The organism is Knoellia sinensis KCTC 19936 (genome assembly GCF_000768705.1).
GTDB lineage: Bacteria > Actinomycetota > Actinomycetes > Actinomycetales > Dermatophilaceae > Knoellia > Knoellia sinensis.
In genome coordinates this window covers 1-1,385 of record NZ_AVPJ01000047.1, presented here as the reverse complement: position 1 = coordinate 1,385, position 1,385 = coordinate 1, and the positions used below count along the sequence as shown (strand labels likewise).

The following is a 1,385-nucleotide window of genomic DNA, read 5'->3' as shown; positions in this document are numbered from 1 at the left end:
GGCTCTCCTGCTGTTGGTGTGGGTCGTAACGCAGGTGAGCACGCTGCTGCGTCCTAAGTTCTCGACTGTCAAGGAACGAGAATGAAGGGGTCGCGGCAGCGTGCTCAGTTCAAGGGTAATCGGTCAGGTGTGCGGGTTCGCCGCGGCGGAGGTGGTCGTCGACGGGGCTGAACTCGTCGACGGTGTCGTGCTGGTGCGGGCTCGGCCGAGGTTCGGGTTCCAGCATCGGTGCCCGCATTGTCGGCGGCGGTGTCCGCGTTATGACCGCGGCCGGGGCCGGCGTTGGCGCAGTTTGGATTGGGATCGTCGCCGCGTGTTCGTCCACGCGCGGATCCCGCGGGTGACCTGCCGTGAGCATGGGGTCGTGGTCGCGTGGGTACCTTGGGCTCGGCACGGAGCCCGGCACACCACCGCGTTCGAGGACATGGCGGCGTGGGCGGCGACGCAGATGTCGGCCACCGCGGTGACCACGCTGCTGCGGTGTGCGTGGCGGACCATCGGCTCGATCGTGACCCGGGTGTTGGCTGATCGGCGCGCAGCCAGCGGCAGCGACGGGTTGGACGGGTTGCGTCGGATCGGGATCGACGAGGTGGCCTACCGGCGCGGTCGCAGGTACCTGGTGGTGGTCGTCGATCACGACACCGGTCGCCTGGTGTGGGCCGCGCCGCGGGCACGGAAGGAGACCGTGAACGCGTTCTTCGACGCCCTGGGCCCGGAGCGCACCGCGCACCTGACCCACGTCACCTCCGACAGTGCCTCGTGGATCGCCGGCCCAGTCGCTGAGCACGCCCCGAAGGCGGTCCACTGCGCCGACCCGTTCCACATCGTCCAGTGGGCCGGCGACGCCCTGGACGAATGCCGCCGGCAGGTGTGGAACGCCGTGCGGACCCGTCAGAAACCTGGCAGCGGTGCAGCGACCGGGGCCGGGGTCCCGGTCAAGAACATCATGTGGACGCTGCGGATGAACCCGGACCGGTGGGGCGATCAACAGGTCGAATCGATGACCTGGCTGGCCGCCACCCACCCCGACCTCCACCGCGCTTGGCAGCTCAAGGAGGCGCTGCGGGCAGTGTTCACCGTCGGCACCGGTGACGACCACGGCGCCACCGCCAAGGAGTTGCTCGAGAGTTGGACCGCGCACGCCCTGGCCAGCCAACTGGAGCCCTTCATCGCCCTGGCCCTCCGGATCACCGCCTACCGCAAGACCATCGACGCCGCCCTGACCACCGGCCTGAACAACGCCCTGACCGAGTCGGCAAACAACAAGATCCGCGTCATCACCCGACGTGCCTACGGCTTCCACAGCGTCGACGCCCTGATCGCCCTGGCCATGCTCAGCCTCGGGGTTTACCGCCCCACCGACCCACACCAATGACAGGAGAGCC

The 1,385-nt window shown here is 69.0% G+C and carries 1 protein-coding gene; it reads left to right on the top strand.

The window, feature by feature from the left end; all coding sequences use genetic code 11:
• Positions 1 to 118 precede the first annotated feature (118 nt).
• Complete coding sequence (locus N802_RS19110; protein ID WP_035919685.1) at positions 119 to 1,375, top strand: ISL3 family transposase; 1,257 nt, start codon at positions 119 to 121, stop codon at positions 1,373 to 1,375.
• Positions 1,376 to 1,385: the final 10 nt, after the last annotated feature.